This window comes from Bacillus sp. DE0042 (genome assembly GCF_007680225.1).
GTDB classification, from domain to species: Bacteria; Bacillota; Bacilli; order Bacillales; family Bacillaceae_G; genus Bacillus_A; species Bacillus_A wiedmannii.
The window spans coordinates 1-18,243 of the sequence record NZ_VEJP01000004.1; the positions used below are offsets into that span (position 1 = coordinate 1).

The following is an 18,243-nucleotide window of genomic DNA, read 5'->3' on the forward strand; positions in this document are numbered from 1 at the left end:
TCTAATCCAAAGTTAAATTCATGATTTCCAAATGCCCAAGCATCATATCCCATTGCATTCATCGCTACCATCATTGGGGATTGTGGCTGATCATTGAATAACTCTACTGAGTTTCCTTGAATTGTATCCCCAGCATCTACTAATATGGTATTTGGATTTTCTTGACGTACTTTCTTTATAACCGTATACAGCTGTGTTAAACTTCCACTCGTATTTACACCATCAAGCGCATAATCCCAAGGCATAAATCTACCATGAATATCTGCAGTACCTAACAATGTAATGTTAACATCAGATTCCTCAGCTTTTGAGATAGATGTTTTGACCGTTACTGCTGTTCCAAAAAGTATAAGAATAACAAAATAACATAAATAGTTCTTCCATTTCATTTTTTGCATAATAACAATATTTCTCCCCTTTTTGTACTTTCATAAAGTTGCTTGAACTTTAAAAATGTAACTTATTATTCGGAAAACTTCAACTACAAAAAGTAATTTTGGAGGTATTTATGTTACAAAACAAGAAGAGAGTAAGGTACTTATAACCCAAATAGAATTGTATTTTATGATACCAGTCCAAACAATTGGTACATATATCCCTTTTGATTTTCAACAAGATGTTTCCTTAAATCCATCTCTCTTTTTTTCACAGATACATAGCTTCAACACAAATTAATATAGAACGGCTGTTTTAAATGACTTTAATTCCATCATAAAATGCTTATATTGTTTAAATATATTATTGATATATTTTTTTAATAATTAGATAAATAGAGTGACTTTTTTATCAACGATTTTCTATATTTCCATACAATTAATGTAACTTTTGCTGTAGCATATCACAATCTCATAATAGTACATTGGTACTCTTCGCTTATGTTGTATATCGGACTCTCGGAATAGCAAAAAAACTTATAAACTTACTTACTCCCCTAATATAGATAGTAATGCTCCTTTTAATATTTATCTTTTTGATTCTATAACAATTTAAATTTGTTTATAAATTACATATATTCTAAAAAATATATAATTTAAATATATTTTGGTATATAATAGTAAAAAAGGAGAAAGAGGTAATTTATGTATGAGTGAATTAACAATTAATAAACATTTTACTAACATTCCAGATGAATTTCCAACTAGTGGCCAGGATTGGGCTAATCATATTGCGGGTTTTTATAATTCAGACACTCTAATTAAAGTAGTATTAGAATTAGAAAGTCACTTAGATTTATATTTAATGAAAAAAGCTATTAGAATCTCTATTGATGCTGTACCAGTCCTAGGTTGTAGCTTTGAAGAGAGAGACTCAGAACCTGTTTGGAAACGATTTATAAATATTGATGCTATGGAATGGTGTTTATTCGAAGAATCTCAAAATCAGCAAGCTTCTTTAAAAAATTTTCTTATTTCATCTTTTCTTCCAAATAACCGGCAATTCCAAACAAAATTAATTCGCACAGATTCTAATGATATACTTTGTCTAGTTTTCAATCATGCTTGTACTGACGCAGCTGGTATTAAAGACTATTTAAATATACTATCAGAAATTTATAATAACCTTATAGAAAATAAGGATTATTATCCGGTATCGAATGCCTTTGAAAACATGGATACTCAAAAAATTTTTAAAAATCTAGGTATATCTAATTTAAGCCAGGATTGGAATCCTAAACAGGAAGCCTCAGCACCAACATGGGCATTTCCCTATAATAAAGTAAAAAAACAATCTCTAAAAGTAGCTGTCCATAAATTAAATCAAAAAGAGTTTAAGTCACTGTATTTATATGCTAAAGAAAGAGATGCAACAATTAATGATCTGATAATGACCGCTTTTTATCGAGCCTTGTTTGTTCTTATTAAAACTAATGATTTGGAACCAATGGAGATTACGACGACTGCTGATTTACGCCGATACCTGCCTACAAAAAAGGCTCAATCTATTTGTAATCTATCTGGGAAAATAAATATGAAATTAATGAAAATAAATAATGAGACATTTGATGGCACATTAAATCGAATTTCACTCATGATGAAGAACCTTAAGAAAAATAATCCTGGTATAAATAATGCAATTGCTATGGAGCTATTGAGAGGAATGGGATATAAGAATGTTTCTTTATTTTTAGAAAATTCCTCGAAAAAGGCGATAGCTAACGAAAAATCATCTCCTCTTTTCTCTAATATGGGAATTATCGCTAAATATCCTTTAAAAATGGGAAATTCGCTTGTTAAAGATGCATATATTGTATCACCAGCGGGATATCCTCCTAATTTTATTTTTGCCTTTGGAAGTTATAATGATATACTTACAATGACTGTAAGCTATTACGAACCTACAACAAGTACAGAAGATATTACTCATTTTTTCAACTTATTAACTAATGAACTTTCTTTACAACTGTAAAATAATATATATATATATTATAGTAATTCAAAAAAATGCAAATCAACTTACTTAATTAATCTCTAAGAAAGTTGATTTGCATTTCACTAAAATTAATTATATTTGAATAAATGTTTCTTCTATATGATCTACATAGTTTTTCATACTTTTCAATTTAGGTATACTTATATCTAACTTTATTCCTGTATTTAAAATATCATAATAAACTCTCTTCATTTCTTCCGTTCCATTATATAGTTCAAAAATCTTTCTTTGAGGTCTATTTTTTTTCATTTCAACCCAAAATCCCATAGCAGCTAGCCAAGATGGTAAAAAGAAAATTTTTGCGTCAGTAAATTCTTTTATATTGACTCCTCGAGCTTTACAAACTTCTAAAGCTTCACGTATATTGAGTACCCCTTGCTGTAAATTCTGTATATTATCCATAAAATTTACAGCACTTCCTGATTTGACTGTCATACTACTAATACCAGCATTTAGTGCAAATTGTTTCCAAAGCCAGTGTAACATATTATTTTGAATATCAGTTTGTATACGAGCCTTATTAAACATTTTTGTAATTTTCTCAATACGTGGCGTTTTCTGTCCATCTACTTCTCCTAGAAAGACCTTATCCATTATTACTCCATTTAAAATCACACTATCTGTATTATAAAAACCTCCACCAGCACTAGGAAATCCCCACAAATATTTTTCACGTGGAATATAGCTATCAATTTTTGCAAAATCATCCCACAAATGGTTGAAAAATAATATATCTGCTTTTCCCATTTTCTTTGAAATTAAAGGTAAAACCGATTCTAATTGGTAATGTCTAACACTAACTAAAACTAAATCAAATTGATCAAATGAAGGCAATTCATCAACTATCTTTAGTTTATAAATTTCACTTGTATTTTCAACTCTTTTTTTGTCTCTACCATCAAACAGATTTAATAAAATGCCTTGTTCTAATTTTTCTACGTTCTTTGGACGAACATAATGAGTTACATCAAATCCTGCTTTCGTTAATACGTATCCATAAACACTTCCTATCACGCCTGAACCAAATATTAATATTTTCATTTATACACTTCTTTCTAATCACGTAGTGTTAATATATTTTATTGTAACTAATTTTAGATATTATATATTACATAACAAACTTTCGCGGAAAGGTCTATAAATATATGGTATAAGTACCTTTCCGCTACAGTTTATTAAAGGCGTCAATAACTTTAAATTCTAAATAAATTGAACTTCTTTAGCATACTCTAACATTTGTTCCACATGATTTCTTTCAATATTTGGCCATGAAAAACCCAGTCGATCCAATATTAGTTTGGTTTTATCGAATACTAAATGGAAGTCTGTATCTCTAAGATTCCCCATCAGACCTGCATGTATAATAATTTTCATGATATTTTCTTGCATTTCTGGATTCTCGAAATTAGCAAACAATTCACTAACATCAGTGATATTAATGCTATCATAACCAACACTTTGTAAGAATTGGCCAAGTTCAAGACTACTTATTCCATTATAATTGTAGACATGATGTGTTTCATTTCTTAAATCATCTCTATTAAACAATAATATAATCGCCTTACTTACATAGTTTACAAATGAAAAATCAATGACTTTTGCATCTAATGCAGGGACCATATTCACTTTGATAAAAGATTTAACAACAGAATAAAATGCATTGTCAGCGATATTTTCTTGGAACTTTAAAGTACTTGTATTGTAGTTAAGGTTTCCTACTCTATAAATAGTAGCGTTTAATCCTTTTTCCCGTGCTAAAACAATTAATCTTTCAGCCTCTAATTTAGTCCTAAAATAAATATTTTCATCTTCTTGTCCCACATAATGATCAAATTCAGTAAATAAAAAGTTATCTATACCCTCAATTTTACCGAATGCAACTAAAGGTGTTGAAATATGATGTAAATCTTTTTGTTTAAAATTAAATGCAAATTTAATTAACCGTTCAGTTCCTTTAACATTAATTTCATAGGATTCTTCAAACTTTCCATAATGACTTACATTAGCAGCTGAATTCATGACACAATCTATTATTTTTGCTAATTCTTCATATGAGTCTTTTGATAATCCAAAATTCTCTTGCGATAAATCTCCACTATAAATAAATATTCTTTCCTTATATTGCTCATAAAAAGAATCATTGAAATAGAATTCTAATTTTCTCATTAATCTCTTTTGAGAGTCCTGAGTATTTTTACCCCTAACTATTACGTGAATGTTACTCGTAGTTTCTTTTAACATATCATATAACATATGTGCACCTAAATAACCTGTAACGCCGGTCAATAATATATTTTTATATTCTTTAATATTTGATAAGTTTATATCATTATACTCAGAAACTTTATTATGATACTCTTTCAATTTCGATTGAACTCCAGCATCTGTTTCGAAATCATCTTCATTTTTTGATTTAGCAATAGATTCCTTCTTATCAAATAGCGATAATAGGTAATCTTTATTAAATGGTATATTTTTCGCAAAACTCTCGATTGTATCATACTCAAAAATATCATTTAATTGAGCTTCGAATTCCATTGAGATCTTTGAAATTACTTGAATACCATCTAAAGAAGTACCTCCAAGCTCAAAGAAATTATCAGTTACACTAACTTTTTCTATTCCTAAAACCTGTTGCCATATCTCTGCAATTCGTTTTTCAGCCTCATTTCGTGGTGCAATGTATTCACGATTATCTTTATTACCATCAATATTCCCCTTTTTAGGTATGTCAACAAATAAATGAGCTGAATGCTTTTCTAATGGAAGTAAATATTTTTCATGCCATAAATTCTCTTTATTTGTTACATTGATACTCCAAGTTCGACCTGATGAGTTGTTTATCGATTTAGTCTCATCATTAATCATGGTTTTATTTAAATCTTCTTTATTATTTTCAATTTGCGGTGTATCTTTCTTTTCATACGTATCATTATAATAACAATCAATTATATCCATTGATTGTATAGTTTTTATAGGAATACGATATATAGTATAGTCCTCAAAAGTTTCTACCTTTTCCCAATTTGATCTTTCAATGAAATTTAAGAAAGGTTTATTCTTTTCTGTTGGATAAAATTCAGCTTCTAAAAACTCAAAATCATTTTCTTTACAATATTCTGCCAGCCCATACAATATAGCATCTTCAACAGTTCGTCCAAGTACTCTACAGCTTAATAGGAAAGTATCAATAAAAAGTCTCTTTTCTTCTTTTTTCGTAATGACTACTCCTACTAAACCATAATCTCCAAAACGATCCGAGACTTCGATTGTCCAACAAATTACATCATCACTTTGCATAAAACCTTCTATATCAGATTCTGACATTCTCTTTGTGCTTAAATTAAATTGATTTGTTCTTTTAGTTATCTGTGCTACCCTAGCTATTTGCGATTTCTCAACCTTATTCATACTCATTTTTAATTCTAAACCTTTTAAGAAATTAGGTAGTGTTTGTACACTTTTTTGCATTTCTTTTCTCTTCTGTTCAGAAACATACATTGATGTCCGCTTTCTATCTTCTTCTGTCACTATAAATCTATCAAAAGCCCATACATGTTGGAGATAAGATGACATCTGATTCGCATCTTTTGGTAAATGTAATGTAAGGACTTCTGGACAATTCATCATAACTTCTGAGCATTCAGCAAAATTATCATCAATAAAAATAAAACTACTCAAACCTAAATTTAATTCCTGAGCTAATTCCATTATATTTTCAGATTTTGGGGACCAATTTATTTTATGACTAACGAAATGCTCCTTCTTAAGAACCATGTTCGGGTTCTCATTAAAGACTTCCCAAACATCACTTTCATTATTCTTACTACAAAGTGTGAGTAGCATTCCCTCATCATACTTTTCGAGCATAAATTCTTGAAGCTTTTTAAAGTGCTCATCTACTTCTACACCCAAGGCACCATCTTCACCGCAAACACCTTTCCACAGAGTATTATCACAATCTAATACAACTACTTTAAACCCCTGATTTTTCCAAGAGTGTAATTTCCGAACAACTGTTGCTCCTAACGCAGCATAATACTCATCTGTAAAAGGAATATGACCTTCTGAGTCTTTTAATTTATCGAAAACCTCAGTTACATCATATTCATCAATTGCTTTTCTAAAGTCTAGAATATGAACGTTTTCCATCGCCTCTAACTCTTTTACCCACTCTAAATTCAAGTCTTTAATACGTTCAGCAATCTTTTGACTTAAATTCAAGTGAGTTGAGATTGGAAAAACTCCTACAAAGAATGGAACATTTTTTTGCTTGTCTTTCAAAATAGATACCAATTCTGTATAATTCTTGTCTAAGTTTGCTAAGATTGAGGCATCATTCTCTAAAGTTTCATTACGAATCCAATCTTCAAACCTAACTAGAAGCAAATTAGCACCTGTATTGGATGAAATTAAACTCGCTGGATCAAGCAATTCCATAAACACTTGATTATATGGAGCGAATTTAACATCTATATCCATGCCAAATTCACTCCCCCACCAATTTATGTAATCTAGAATAGGTTCAGCAGTAAAAGTAGCACTTATTGCTAAATCTAATTTAGATTGTGCAATTGTACCTTTTGAAACTTCTTCATTTTTTAATCTACTCTGTTCTTCATCCTTGTCTATTGATACAAAAAGATCTTTTATTTCAGAACTCGAATTACTTATTAATTTTTCTAAAATCGCCTTGAAAATTTTTATAAAATCATTTATAGTCTCTTCCTTAAATAAATCTAATTTATACTCGAGCATACAATTTAATTCATTCAATTCACTAATAAAAATATCTAATTTTATATCTAATTGTGACTGATTTGTCGGCAATGCCTTCACAGAAAATGGCACATTTGACACTTTTAATTTAGTATTAGAGTCATACTCATTATGAAATAATAATGCTGTATCAAAAATTGGATTTCTTGTTCTATCAATTTTAATACCGCATTCTTCTATCATACTTGTATAATGATAATCTTGATTTTCATAAGCATTCAAAAGTACATCATTACATTCCTGAATAAAACTTTTAATTTTATCATTAGGATTAATTACATTTCTAATCGGTAATAAATTAACAAAAGCACCTATAATATTATCCGTTTGCACATGTGTTCTACCAGACACCACTGTTCCTATCACAATATCTCTTTGTTCAGTATACTTATTAAGAAGAAGAGTGTATGCCCCAAAAAGTAACGTGTTTAAGGTTACATTAGTTTCTTTTGCCAACTCCGTTAATTTCCTTACTATATTACTCGAAATATTAAACTGAATAGTATTTCCTTCAAAACTACGACTTTTGCTTCTCTCATAATCTAAAGGTAATTTAAGCTCTGGTATGTTTTCTTTTAAGACTCCCTGCCAATAAAGCATTTGCTTTTCCATTTGTGGAGTCTTTTTGAATTCCTCTTGCCAAATAGTAAAATCCTTATATTGAATATCTAAATCTGGCAATTGTACCCCTTCATATAGATACATAAAATCCTTAACTAGGATATCAAAAGATACACCATCAGATATAATATGATGTAAATCAATAAATAAAACATCTCTTTGATCAGAAACAGTAAAAAGTACTACTCTTGCTAATGGCGCTTGATTTAAATTAAATAGTTTAATATGCTTGTTTATAACTTGATCCAGCTCTGATTCAGAAACCGCTACTGTTTCTAAGTTCCAATCCACTTGATTATGAATTTTTTGAACTAGGTCCCTATCTGAAAATGTAAAACTTGTTCTTAGAGCCTCATGCCTCATAATAAGTTGGGTAAATACCTCCTTAACTCGCTGCTTATCTAGAGTCCCTTTAAACATAAGTAGAATAGGTGTATTTAACGCGGTACCCATTTGCTTAAATTGTGATTGAGCAAAAACCTGTTTTTGTACTAATGATGCTGGATAGTAATCTTCTTGTTCTACAGGTCTTATAGTAAGGTCTGTAGCAAGGCTCGATTTATCCATCAATTTATCCCCATTTATTGATCCAGCAAATCTTTTAATAGTTGGATTTCTTAATAAGCTAGTTACCTCTATTTTATCTCCAAAGATATCACTAGCTACATTTACGATTTTAGTAGCTATTATTGAATCTCCACCTAATGTGAAGAAATTTTCTTCAACGTCTATCTCATCAAAACCTAAAAATTCGCCCCATATCTGAGCTATTCTTATTTCAATTTCAGTATAAGTCCCATTCTCCCTACCTAGGAGTTTTACATTGGTTTTATAATTATCTATTTTCCCATTGTAACTATCCGAATTTTTTTTATTTTCATTCGCTTCAAGCCAACAGCGTTTTCCATTAAATTGATATACTGGAATTGATACTTTTTGAATATTGGAATCTCTATACCATGTATCCCACTCAACTTTAGCTCCTTTAATATAGGACATGCATATACTTTCTAACAGCTCTTCATTTGCTATATTATTAAATGAAAACTCCTGAACCTTTTGATTAACAGCATTACTTAATAATCGAATTCCTTCTTCCGTAATTTCATACTCATCACTATTTTTATCAGTAGAATCTACTACAACCTTGAAACTATTAAAGTAAATTTGTTTATCCGCATTATTTATTAGACCAAACTTTTTAAGATATTGTATTTTATCCCTTAGATCGTCTATATTATTTACTATCATTGCTACCCTATAATTAAAGTGTTCTCTTCCAGTATTGGCCGTATAACATATATTAGTAAAATTAGAGTCTTTCTCTTCCCCAATAAAATTTTCATACTGACTTATTAATTCTTGCAATGATTCTTTACTTTTAGCAGACATTGTTAGTATTTGTTTTTCATTACCGCTCAACTTACAGTCATCATCTAATTTTGGTGCTTCTTCTAAAATAACGTGACAATTTGTACCGCTTAATCCAAAAGAACTAACTCCACTTCTCCTAGGATATCCTTCATACTCCCATTTTCTTAATATGTTATTTACATATACAGGTGAATTTTCAAAATCAATTTTTTTATTTGGGTACTTAAAATGGACTGTAGGTGGTAATTCTTTATACTTTAATGCAAGGGCAGCTTTTATTAATCCAACTATTCCAGCGCCAGCATCTAGGTGACCTATATTTGTTTTTACAGAACCCACAGCACAAAATTGTTTTCTATCTGTATATTTATTAAATGCTCGAGTTATTCCAGCAATTTCTATTGGATCACCTAATTTTGTACCTGTTCCATGACTTTCTATATATGCAATTGTTTCTGGATTGATACCAGCATCTTCCCATGCCTTTAATATAACTTCTTCTTGTCTTAAAGCATTAGGGGCTGTTATTCCTGCAGAACTTCCGTCCTGATTAACTGCACTTCCTTTTATTACAGCATATATATTATCACCATCTTTAAGAGCATTACTTAAAGGTTTTAGTACTACTGCTGCTACTCCCTCGCCTCTCCCTGTACCATCAGAACTTTCATCAAAAGTTTTTGCTCTTCCATCCGATGCTTCTATACCTAATTTATAATCTTCATTTTCTAAAGGAAATAAATTTATTTTTACACTCCCAGCAATCGCCATATCACATTCGCCATTTCGAATATTTCGACAAGCAGTATGTATAGCAACAAGAGAAGAAGAACACGCTGTATCTATCAACATACTTGGACCTTTTAAATCTAAAATATAAGAAATTCTACTTGCAATCATTGAATTTAGGTTTCCAGGTATAGCCATAGAAACTAGTGATGTGTCATGTTCAGCTATAAACCTCGAATAATCATAATAAGTGTCTATAAAAGGTGCTGTGTTGTGCCCCAAATATAAGCCGGTATTAGTTCCTCTTATTTTCTCCCCCCCATAACCTGCATCTTCAATGGCCTGCCATACATTTTGTAAAAATAATCTTTGGTTAGGATGCATCAAACTAGCTTCTTTAGGAGATATTTGAAAAAAGTTATAGTCAAATTTGTCTACCTCTGTTAAATAAGCACCTTTTCCGAATTTAATATTTTTTTCTTCTATACCTATTGATTTTAAGCATGAAATAGAATCCGTTTTTCTTTTCTCTGGAAAATCCCCGATACAATCGAAACTGTTTCTAATATTTCTCCAAAATTCTTCTATATCTTTAGCATTAGGTAAATTCACTGATATCCCAATTATCGCTACATCTTTTTCCGACACTTCTTTAATTTCAGAAAAATCTAATGATGAAAATTCTTCTAATTTAATTTCATCTAATTTCAACATTTATTTTTTCCTCCCTGGTTATAAAGTAACTAATTCTTCTTTTTGCTTGATCACTTGGTATTGAGTTAATTCCGGTATAATTAAATGTGCCCCTGTTTGTTCAAGTAATTCTAAAAATAATTGTTCTTTCTGATCTTCCCTAACTTTTTTAGTAGTTAAGACCATATTGAGCATTTCGAACGCGGAAACAATCTGTTCATCGGAAGGCATTTGCTTATTCATTTCCAGTGCTTCATACATATTTGTTATATTTCTATAGGGTTCAATTACGCCTGTTTTGTAACTTTCTAAATCCCAGTTTAAGTTTTTTGAACAAATAGCGGTTCTAATACAGCTGGAAATTATTTCTAATCTATTGTTATAAACAAATTCTTTTTCATTATAGGCTGTGGGTGCTAATGCTGATTTTAGTTTTTCGATATCCTTATTACTCTCAAATTGGAACACTGTTAATTCTTTCAAATTTTCTTTCATTAAATTTTTCAATACTGTTTTTGGGCCCATCTCAATTGCAAGTTCCGCTTCTTGTTTTTTTATATATTTTACAGAATCATGCCACAAAACAGGACTAGTCATTTGTGCAGTTAAATTCTCAATAAGTTGTTCATGTCCCTCATAAGGCAATGCGTTTACATTAGAAATGACTTTCCATTTCGGATGACTATATGTGTACTTATGAAGTTCTCTCCGTAAACCTTCAGCTGCTTGTTTCATCATCGGACTATGAAAAGCTGCACTGACCTTAAGTGGAAATATAGTGGCACCTAATTTTTGTAATCTATTAATAAGTTTATCCACAGTAAGTACATGACCTGAAATTACACTTTGAGTCGGTGAGTTATAGCAGGCCACAACTACCGGTTCCTTTTCAGTAGATATTTTTTGACATTCCACGTTAATTAGTTTAGCGTCAATACCACTTATAGCTGCCATTTTACCTTCCCCTAATTCTGCAGCTTGTTTCATCAATAATCCTCTTTTTCTAACTATCCTGAGCGCATCAGAAAATCGCATTGTATTACTACACGTTAGCGCAGAAAACTCTCCAAGACTATGCCCTGCTAATATAGACGGATTAATACCAAATTCCTGAATATATACTCGAAATGCTGCTACACTTGCCGTAAGTAATGCCGGTTGAGTATTTTCTGTTTGAGTTAATTTCAAAATATCCCCTTCAAAACATATGGATGTCATATCAAAACCTAATGCATCATTGGCCTCTTCAAAAGTATCTTTGACTATAGCATATTCTTCGTACAATTTTTTACTCATACCTACAAATTGAGATCCTTGTCCAGGAAATAACAATGCTATTTTTTTCATCTTAAATTAGCACTCCTTTTGTTTCTTCAATATAGTGGTTCACAAAAATTTCAACTAATCTAATATAATTATTAAAGAGTTTCTTCATATTATCTTTGTTTAATCTTTTACAGTCGTACTGAAAATCCAAATCTATCTCATTTTGATTATTGTTACTACACAATATAAAATCATACACATTTAACAATCTAAATTTTGATGATACTTTACTGTTAGCGTAAAATAGTGGAATAACTTCTTCTTTTCCTTTATTCACTTTTCTTTCTAAAATATCTTTAACGCTATAGGTTTGCAGCAACTGTATATTTCTTTCTTTTTGATTTATAAGTTTTAATACATTTAACATATCCTTATTTTTATCTACAGATATATCAAGTTGTTGAGCTACATTTTCATTTTCGATTATTGTTTGAATTGTAATTTTTTCATTTATTGATACCTTATCTAATAGAATTAGAAAAGTCGTTAATAGAAATTCATTCGTTCCTATCTTATAATCGGTACACATATTCTGAATAGAATTTGTAATAGATTCATTTAATTTATATTTGAATACTGCTCCTTCTTCCCTATTCTTTTCAGGACTAAAAAAGATAGCAGGAAATTTTATAGGAGTTAGCTCAATGGTTTTATAGTCACCATCGCTGTTTTCAATATATTCCGCCATTTTGGAAATTGTAGGATAAGAAAAAAGGTCAGTGATAGTTACTTTTCCTGGATATAATTGTTCAATTTTTTCATGCATTTGTACCAATAATAATGAATTACCTCCCAAATCAAAGAAGTTTTCATTAATACCAATTCTTTCAACCTTGAAAACTTTCTTTACAATGGTTACTAATTTTTCTTGAATCTCACTATTTGGTACAATATAATTCTTTGCTTCGTAGGTAGTAGCATCCAATTCATCATTATACACATTGGTAAACTGTGATTTCTCAAGATCATTTAGCTCATTTAGTACGCTAGTGAATTCTCCGTCCAAATACATCTTTCCTAATTTATACCTTTCAAATTTCCCACTCGTTGTTTTAGGTATTTTTTTCACTGGAATTACCTTATAAACATCTAACCCCATCTGTTCACTAATATATTTTTTTAATTTTTTACTTAAATGAATAAAGTTTTTTAAATCTTTTTTGTATAAAACAAATAGTAGAGTCTTATCACTTTGTTCCTTCGGATTTACTACTCCACAAGCTACAATGTATCCTAATTTGATATCCTCTAGTCCTTCTGCAACCCTCTCTATATCATGAGGATAAAAGTTTTGTCCGTTAACAAAGATAATATCTTTTCCCCTACCGGTAATCACCAAACGTCCATTATTCATAAAGCCTAAATCTCCTGTATTTAACCAACCTGCTCGAATTGTCTCTTCTGATTTTTTCCTTTCATTGTAATAACCACTGGTAACATTTTTACCTTTTATTTGTATGTACCCAATTGTACAATCCTCTAATGTTTCATCTTTTTCATTACATATTCTCATTTCAATCCCTTCAAGAGGATAACCTACATCAACAAAGCTTACACAGTCATTTGATTCACTACTTCTTACTTTCTGACCAATTTTTAAAGAACTCCGATCTAGTCGAACTGTAATAAATTCTTCATTTAAATTTGGAAATGCTGCTCCTAAAGAAGCCTCCGCAAGCCCATAAACTGGAAAAATGGTGGTTTTCTTTAGTCCATACTTTGATAATTCTTTTAAAAATTGATTACACAAATCTGAGGAAATCGGCTCTGCTCCATTAAAGATAAGTCGCACATGTGATAAATCCCAATCACTTGCTATTTCAGGCTTATAATGCATTAAGAAATAACTATACCCAAAGTTAGGAGACGAAGTGATTGTCACTTTATGCTCATTAATCTTAATAAACCATAAAGTAGGTCTTCTAATAAACAGAGTAGTAGGAATAAAATAATGGATAGCATTCAAAGCAAAAGGAACAAGATGCATGCCAATAATACCCATATCATGTGTCAATGGCATCCAACTAAGAAATGTTTCTTTATCAGTCATATTTGAACCATTAATCATTTGAGAAATATTTGTTAATAAATTTTCGTGAGTTAAAATAACCCCTTTAGGATCTCCTGTCGAACCTGATGAATATTGAATAAACGCTATATCTTGTGGTGTAGGAGTGAACTCTATACCTGGTGAAGAAGATATTAAATTATCATCTGTAAGAACTGATTTATCTAAAACCTCTTTAATAAGATTCAAATTATTTTTGTTTGCATATTGCTCCAATCCTACAATTACTTTCTGGCTAGAAATTATATAAGGATTATTTAATTTGTTCCAAATTTTAAAAATCTTCAATTTATGTTCATTGTTATTTCCTATAGTAACCGGTACTGGTATAATCCCTCCTAACAAACATGCCCAAAAAATAAGTATAAAATCTTCATTATCCTCAACCTGTAATATTAATTCATCACCTTTTCTAATTCCAGATTTCTGTAGGGTATTTAATATACAAAGCGAATTTAAATATAAATCTCGGTACGTCAAAAGTTTTTCGCTATTATTGCCATTTATAAAGCCAATCCCATTATGATTCTGTTTACCATTTTTTTTCAGAATATCGACCAACGATTTGAAATTTAACTCTTTATTCATTTTTTCCTCCTAAATTTGCAATTAATAGTTAGAATTCAAAACCATTAAATAGTACTTAACAGTCAATTCTATCTTTACTCGCAATTGGAGAATTAATTATGTACATTACCCAATTCACCCCTTTCTATTGCTTGGTTTACTTTTTCTATAACCTCAATTAGGTTATTATTAATAAAAAAGTGACCTCCTGAGAACTTATGTACTATGGACTCTCCTATAGTAAGTTTTTTCCATCCATACACATTATCCAAAGAAAAATTATCTTCCTCTCCACAAAGTATGGTTATGTTCGTTTCCATCAACATAGTTTCATTTGAATATTCATACGTATCCATGGCCTTAAAATCAGATTTTAAGATTGAAAGAAAATAATTCAATAAAGAAATATCATTAGCTATTTCTTGAGGAATTCCATTAAACTTTAAAACTTCTCGTTTAAACTCTTCCATTGGCAAATTATAAATACTTTTCTTCTTAGCAACAAATTGTGGCGCCTCTAAAGATGCTGTAAAAAAATGTACGGGCTCTTTATGACCATTGCGTTTCAACTTTTGACACAATTCAAATCCTACTAAACTTCCCATACTGTATCCAAAAATAGCATAAGGCTGTTTATCTACTTGGCTCTTTATCAATCCATATATATCACTTACAATTTCATCTACATTAGTAAATAAAGGCTCATCTACTCTTTTTCCCCTTCCCGCAATTTCTATAGGATAAATTTCGATGTATGGACTAAGATATTTTTTCCATTTAAGATACATGACCGCAGAACCACCAGCATTTGGAAGACAAAACAATGTAACCTTCTCCATATTAATTCTCCTTTTTAATCTAGCACCCTAAAGTTAATCATTACCATCCAGCTATTTTCCCCCTGCATTCTATTAATAATTTGAGATCAGCTATTTATTTCACCATTCTAATTTATTACATTATATTTCTATTTTTATTTTTATTTAGATCTTTCTCTTTTTTAGATACTTTATTAGAAAAAGATGGTAACCACCAATTCCACTTTCCTAGTAAGACCATTGAAACCGGAACTAAGACCAATCTAACTATCGTTGCATCTAGGAATATACCAACTGCTAATCCTATACCCAAAACTTGAATAGGCAACATTCCTGAAAACGCAAAACCCGTAAAGACAGCAATCATTAGTAGCGCAGCACCAGAAATTAACGGCCCTGTTTCTTGCAAACCTATAGCAATGCTTTGTTCGTTATTATTTGTTTTTCTATATTCTTCTTGTACCCTACTCATTAAAAACACTTCATAATCTGTACTTAATCCAAATAGCAAGGCTAATAATAGCACCGGTACAAAACTTACAATGCTATCGGCTACTTCAATCCCTAACAAATCTGCTCCATAACCCTTTATAAATATTAAAATTAATATTCCGTATGTAGCTCCTATAGATATTAAATTTAATAATATTGCTTTTAGTGGAAGAAGAATACTCTTAAAAGTAATTAAAAGTACTATATAAATAAGACCCAACATTAATAAGATTGATGGTAAAAGGCTGGTGAATATTTCATTATTATGATCCAAACTTATTGCTGTCTCACCACCAACATAAACCTTTAATTCTTTTGGTATGTTCATTTTTGACTTAATATCTTCTCTTAAATTCTCAATTAAATCCCGCGTCTCTTTAGAAGCCGCAGTTTCTTGAGTAATAAATTCAACAACCATGTATTTCCTATCTTTACTTATAAAGTTATTAATTACTTCCTTCGCATTTTTAGGCAACTCACTAGATGATAGCATTTGTGGTATCTTCTCAGTTGGAACACCTTCAAAAGCTGGTAGAACTGTAGTTACTTCCTTAATTTGTTCCATATTATTTAATTTCTCTACCAGATCAGAAAGATATTGAAGATTATTTTTATTAACAACGTCTTCCTCCGATTCTAGTACAACATAATGCGGACTCAATCTCCCTTTTCCAAAAGTATCTTGTAAAAGTTTAAAACCTTTTTTCACATTTGATTCTTCAGGTAAAATTGTCACATCTGGAGAGAATAATTTTAATTGATAAGATGGTATTGCTAATGAAATTAATAAAATTAATGAAGCCATAAGAAATATAACAGGTCGTTTCATCACTAGTTTTGACCACTTTATCCAGCCACTTGAATTCTTATTATTTCTTTTTGAAAACCACTTTAACGTTCCCCAATTAATACGTTCTCCTAGTAGTAATAATATTGCTGGCAATAAGGTTAAAGTCGCCAACATAGCAACGAATACTACAGCAATTGCTCCAAATGCAAGTGATTTAATAGCAGGAATATTAACAATAAATAATATAGACATTGCACCAATCACAGTAAGACCCGAAAAAATTACGGAATGACCTGCTGTATGCATGGTTACCTTCAATGCTTTTTTAACATCTTTTTCTTTTTCTAATTCTATTCGAAAGCGATTAACCATAAATAATGAGTAATCCACCCCAACACCTAGACCCAGCATCATAGTAGCGTTCATAACGAAAACCGACATTTCCATATAAGAAGCCGCTATGCCAATAATTCCAGTTGCCCCTGTAATAGCGAGAATTGTTATTATAAACGGAATTAAAGTTGCCACCAAACTCCGAAAAATGAGAAATAGAATTATAAATATAAGGGGAAGTACAATCATTTCAGCTTTCACAAGTCCAGATTGACTAAAAGTAGCCATATCTCCCATTACTGCAGCAGAACCTACTAAATGTGCATCAATATCCAGATTTTGAACATTTTTGTTAAATCTCTCCTGAATTTCTGGTAAGACTTTAACTGCTTTATTTTCATCTATATTTAATTCAACATATGAAATTGTGGTTTTTTCATCGCTCCCAATCATACTTTGTTTTGTTTTATCATCTGCATCTAACATACTAGTAATTGATTTGACTTCCTTTTCCTGTTCTAGCTTTTTTAAAACCTCCCTTAATTTATCCGTATATATAGATGAATTAACCTTATTTTCTTGATCTTTCACAACTAATAGAAGAGAAGGGCTTCCTCTTTTTTCAAATTCCTGTGAAAATATCTCTTTTACCTTTACTGATTCCGAGCCCGGTACATCTCCACCTCCACCAGTTAATTTTTGAGAAGTATCACCTCCAGTTATACCAGCAATAATTAAAATTACTCCCCAGGTCAATATAGTTATCCATCGGGTTCGAAAAATAAACATACCTAATTTACTTAGCCATTGTGCCAAAAAATCTCCTCCTAAACAAAATTAGCTTATAACCAAAAAACTTAACCTATATAATTGTATCCCCTCTATAAATGAAATAATCCTTATATTTTTATAAATAAATGTATGTTAAGTTGAATAGATGCAGTTCATTAAGTTTTAGACAGGTTTGCAAATCAAGAAAATCTCAACATAATTAAATCCATTTATTTATATATTTTTAAATTATTGATTTGAAATCAAATCATGTCTAAACCAATAAACTAAAAAATAAAAATATTTTAAAAAACAGATATACACCTTATCCGATTTCAGTTTATAATATATTGGTAATTAATTACATGTAAAATATTACTATCCACTTATTCTAATGTCAATATTTAGTTATTGATTTTTTCGAAAATTCATGTCTTTCAGCTTTTTTATAT

At 30.4% G+C, this 18,243-nt stretch carries 8 protein-coding genes; 1 reads left to right on the top strand and 7 read right to left on the bottom strand.

The window, feature by feature from the left end; genetic code table 11:
• Positions 1-398: metallophosphoesterase (locus FS802_RS16475; protein ID WP_186367215.1), on the bottom strand; the 398-nt coding region annotated here is incomplete at its 3' end.
• A 685-nt stretch (positions 399-1,083) separates the two neighbouring features.
• Here FS802_RS16475 and FS802_RS16480 point away from each other — a divergent pair.
• On the top strand, positions 1,084-2,406 hold the full coding sequence (locus tag FS802_RS16480; RefSeq protein WP_098655105.1) for a hypothetical protein: 1,323 nt from the start codon (positions 1,084-1,086) through the stop codon (positions 2,404-2,406).
• Between the two features lie 96 nt (positions 2,407-2,502).
• Here the strand turns inward: FS802_RS16480 and FS802_RS16485 are convergent, their stop codons facing one another.
• The 6 genes from FS802_RS16485 to FS802_RS16510 all read right to left on the bottom strand — a co-directional run bounded on the left by FS802_RS16485 (position 2,503) and on the right by FS802_RS16510 (position 17,836).
• On the bottom strand, positions 2,503-3,471 hold the full coding sequence (locus FS802_RS16485) for a ketopantoate reductase family protein (protein WP_098655104.1): 969 nt from the start codon (positions 3,469-3,471) through the stop codon (positions 2,503-2,505).
• 159 nt (positions 3,472-3,630) lie between these two features.
• The gene (locus FS802_RS16490) at positions 3,631-10,647 is read right to left on the bottom strand and encodes an HAD-IIIC family phosphatase (protein WP_098707449.1); all 7,017 of its coding nucleotides are present in this window, start codon (positions 10,645-10,647) and stop codon (positions 3,631-3,633) included.
• 18 nt (positions 10,648-10,665) lie between these two features.
• Entirely contained in the window at positions 10,666-11,973 is a 1,308-nt protein-coding gene (fabD, locus tag FS802_RS16495) for an ACP S-malonyltransferase (protein ID WP_144525178.1), read from the bottom strand.
• A gap of 1 nt (position 11,974) precedes the next feature.
• Positions 11,975-14,608, bottom strand: a complete 2,634-nt coding sequence (locus FS802_RS16500) for a non-ribosomal peptide synthetase (protein WP_144525180.1) — start codon at positions 14,606-14,608, stop codon at positions 11,975-11,977.
• 92 nt (positions 14,609-14,700) lie between these two features.
• The gene (locus tag FS802_RS16505; protein ID WP_098655100.1) at positions 14,701-15,426 is read right to left on the bottom strand and encodes a thioesterase II family protein; all 726 of its coding nucleotides are present in this window, start codon (positions 15,424-15,426) and stop codon (positions 14,701-14,703) included.
• Between the two features lie 115 nt (positions 15,427-15,541).
• A complete protein-coding gene (locus FS802_RS16510; protein WP_144525182.1) occupies positions 15,542-17,836 on the bottom strand; it encodes an MMPL family transporter in 2,295 nt (764 codons plus the stop codon).
• Positions 17,837-18,243 lie beyond the last annotated feature (407 nt).

Bases quoted from the DNA above. Each gene is read 5' to 3' on its own strand.
- FS802_RS16480 (WP_098655105.1), top strand. From the start codon at position 1,084: ATGAGTGAATTAACAATTAATAAACATTTTACTAACATTCCAGATGAA.
- FS802_RS16485 (WP_098655104.1), bottom strand. From the start codon at position 3,471: ATGAAAATATTAATATTTGGTTCAGGCGTGATAGGAAGTGTTTATGGA.
- FS802_RS16490 (WP_098707449.1), bottom strand. From the start codon at position 10,647: ATGTTGAAATTAGATGAAATTAAATTAGAAGAATTTTCATCATTAGAT.
- fabD (WP_144525178.1), bottom strand. From the start codon at position 11,973: ATGAAAAAAATAGCATTGTTATTTCCTGGACAAGGATCTCAATTTGTA.
- FS802_RS16500 (WP_144525180.1), bottom strand. From the start codon at position 14,608: ATGAATAAAGAGTTAAATTTCAAATCGTTGGTCGATATTCTGAAAAAA.
- FS802_RS16505 (WP_098655100.1), bottom strand. From the start codon at position 15,426: ATGGAGAAGGTTACATTGTTTTGTCTTCCAAATGCTGGTGGTTCTGCG.